Annotated in this window: 2 protein-coding genes; one reads left to right on the top strand and one right to left on the bottom strand. The window is 77.8% G+C overall.

The window, feature by feature from the left end; translation table 11 throughout:
• The coding region (gene radA / locus ACFXA3_RS39860; protein WP_385195888.1) for a DNA repair protein RadA at positions 1-1,432 on the bottom strand (1,432 nt) is incomplete at its 3' end.
• 669 nt (positions 1,433-2,101) lie between these two features.
• Here radA and ACFXA3_RS39855 point away from each other — a divergent pair.
• Positions 2,102-3,036 (top strand): RNA polymerase sigma factor (locus tag ACFXA3_RS39855; RefSeq protein WP_385195891.1); only part of this gene is annotated, 935 nt, incomplete at its 3' end.

The raw sequence follows: 3,036 nt of genomic DNA, 5'->3' as shown, positions 1-3,036 counted from the left end.
GCGCGCGGGCCACCGCCGCGCGCGCGCGCCGCGTGAGCGCCGCCGCCCGGGACCGGCCGCGCGGCAGGACCCGCAGGGCGTCGCCCATGTCCGCCACCTCGGTGACCTTCATGCCGGCCGGCACCTTCCCCGGATCGGCCGGCACCAGGGCGTGCGTGAAGCCGAGCCGGTGCGCCTCGGCCAGCCGCCGCTGCACCCCCGTCACGCGCCGGACCTCGCCCGCCAGCCCGACCTCGCCGATCGCCACCAGGTTCTTCGGCAGCGGCACGTCGCTCGCCGCCGAGGCCAGCGCCAGCGCGATCGCCAGATCCGCGGCCGGCTCCGTCAGCTTCACCCCGCCCACGGTGGCGGAGTAGATGTCGCGCTTGCCGAGCGCGGTGATCCGGCCGCGCTGCTCCAGCACCGCCAGCATCATCGAGACGCGCGAGGTCTCCAGACCCGAGGTGGTCCGCCGCGGCGAGGGGATCTGCGAGTCCACGGTCAGCGCCTGCACCTCGGCGACCAGCGGGCGCTTGCCCTCCAGCGTCACCGTCAGACAGGTTCCGGGGACGGCCTCCGCACGCCGGGTCAGGAACAGCCCGCTCGGGTCGGCGAGCCCGGTGATCCCCTCGTCGTGGAGCTCGAAGCAGCCGACCTCGTCGGTGGCCCCGTACCGGTTCTTCACGCCGCGCACCAGGCGCAGCCGCGCGTGCCGGTCGCCCTCGAAGCTGAGGACCACGTCCACCAGGTGCTCCAGCAGCCGGGGGCCGGCGATCGCCCCGTCCTTCGTGACGTGCCCGACCAGCAGGGTGGCCATCCCGCGCTCCTTGGAGGCGCGGATCAGCGCCCCGGCCACCTCCCGGACCTGGGCCATGCCGCCGGGCGCGCCGTCGATCTCGGGCGAGGCCACGGTCTGTACGGAGTCCAGGACCAGCAGCGAGGGCTGCACGGCGTCGAGGTGGCCCAGTACGGCGGACAGGTCGGTCTCGGCGGCGAGGAAGAGGTGGTCGCTCAGCGCGTTGATCCGGTCGGCCCGCAGCCGCACCTGGCTCGCCGACTCCTCGCCCGTGACGTACAGCGTGCGGTGCGCGTCACTGGCCGCCTTCGCCGCGACGTCCAGCAGCAGCGTCGACTTCCCGACGCCCGGCTCGCCGGCCAGCAGGACGACGGCGCCCGGCACGAGCCCGCCGCCGAGGACCCGGTCCAGCTCGTCCACGCCGGTGCTGCGGGCGGTCGCCGTCCGGCCGTCGACCTGCGCGATCGGGAGCGCCGGCGCCGAGACCCGCCCGGCGGCGGTCGTCCGCACGGCGGGCGCGCCGCCCATCTCCTCGACGGTGCCCCACGCCTGGCACTCGGGGCACCGGCCGAGCCATTTCGCGGTTGTGTACCCGCACTCGGAGCAGCGGTAGGACGGCCGGTCCTTGGCGGATGAACGAGATGTACGGGCAGCCATGCCGCCCACGGTATCCGGCCCCTGTGACAACGCCCGCGGCGCGGGACGGGACGGGCCGTCACCCGCCGCGGGGGCGCCGCGGGGCGGCGGTGGTGTGCACCCGGTGCCGGGCACGGCGTCAGGGCCGCGGTCAGCACGCGTTCGATCTGTTCACCCGTAAGGGCTAAAACAGCTGAAGGCTTCACGGCCCTCACCGACGCGCGGCCTACCTTCGCCAGGGTGAGCAGCAGCAACCAGGAGAGCCCCGCCCAGCGCACCGGCGCACACCGGGCGCACGGGCGCATGCCCCCCGAGGGCCCCAGAGGCCACAAGGGCCCCGAGGGGCGCGGAGGTCCGGTCGGCCCCGCCGGTCACGGCGGCCCCGTGGGTCCCGTCGGTCATGGCGGCCCTGCGGGTCACGGCGGTCCCGTGGGTGCCGTGGGTCACGAAGGGCCCGTGGGTGCCGTGGGTCACGGCGGCTCCGTCGGCCACGGAGGTCCCGGAGATCTCCAAGGTCCCGGAGGCCGCGACGCCGCCGGTCGCCACGGCGGCGGTGCAGGCCCCGGCGCCGGCCCGGGCTCCGGCGGCGAGCCGGAACCGGGCGGCGAGCCGGGCCCCGGCGGCGGCCAAGGCCCCGGCGGCCGTGAGGGAGAGCGGCCCGGACCGCCCCCCTTCCGCCACGAGCCGTACCTGGACGGCCTGTTCACCTACTGCCTGTCGGTCCTCTGCGACCACGACACCGCCACCGAGGTCCTCGCCGAGGTCCTGGCCGTCGCCGAGCGGCAACCCGGCCGCTGCCCCGACGAGGCGGACCGGCGGGCCTGGCTCTACGCCCTCGCCCGCTGGGGCTGCCTGCGGCGGCTGGCCGAGCACCGGCGGACCCGGCAGGGAGCGCATTCCGCCCGGCGCACGCCGGGGCGCACGGATACGGAGCACGCGCCGGAGACGCACCGAGCCCTGGACGTGAACGCCTACCGGCGCACCGAGCTGGCCCGGCTCGCCTGGCCCGAAGCCGCCGGCACCACGCCCGCCCAGCGCGAAGCCCTCGAACTCGCCGTCCGCCACCGCCTCGGCGTCCCCGAACTCGCCGCCGTCCTCGGCACGTCCCCCGCCGCCGCCCGGGAACTGCTCGCCGGAGCCGCCTGCGAGGTGGAACGGACCCGCGCGGCCCTCGCCGTCGTCGAGACCGGCGGCTGCCCCTCCGTGTCCCGCCTCACCGGAGACGGACAGGTCCTGCTGTCCACCACCCTGCGCGCCGAGCTCGTCCGCCACGTCGACGACTGCCCGCGCTGCCGCCGCGTCGCCGAACGCGTCGACGCCGCCGCCCCCTGGCCCGGCACCGGCGGCATCGACGCCGCCCTCCCGCTGGTCCCCGCCCCGCGCACCGCCGTCCGCGCGGCCATGCTCCGCACCGGCGGCCGGAGCCGACGCCGGCCGCCCGGCCCCCGCTTCGACCGCACCGGCTTCCCCATGGACCCCAGGGACCGCGCCGCCCGCCGCGACCGGCTGCGCGCCCGGGCCGTGACCACCACCGTCGTCGCCACCGTCGTCGCCGCCCCGGGGGCAGCCCGCGGGGGGGGCGGACCGGGGGGGCCGCGGACCCGGGCGCCCCGGGGCGGGCGCGC

Origin of the sequence: Streptomyces sp. NPDC059456 (assembly GCF_042750055.1) — a bacterium.
In the GTDB taxonomy this organism is placed as follows: Bacteria; Actinomycetota; Actinomycetes; order Streptomycetales; family Streptomycetaceae; genus Streptomyces.
The sequence above is the reverse complement of the archived record's forward strand: the minus strand, read 5'-3'. Positions and strand labels throughout refer to the sequence as shown.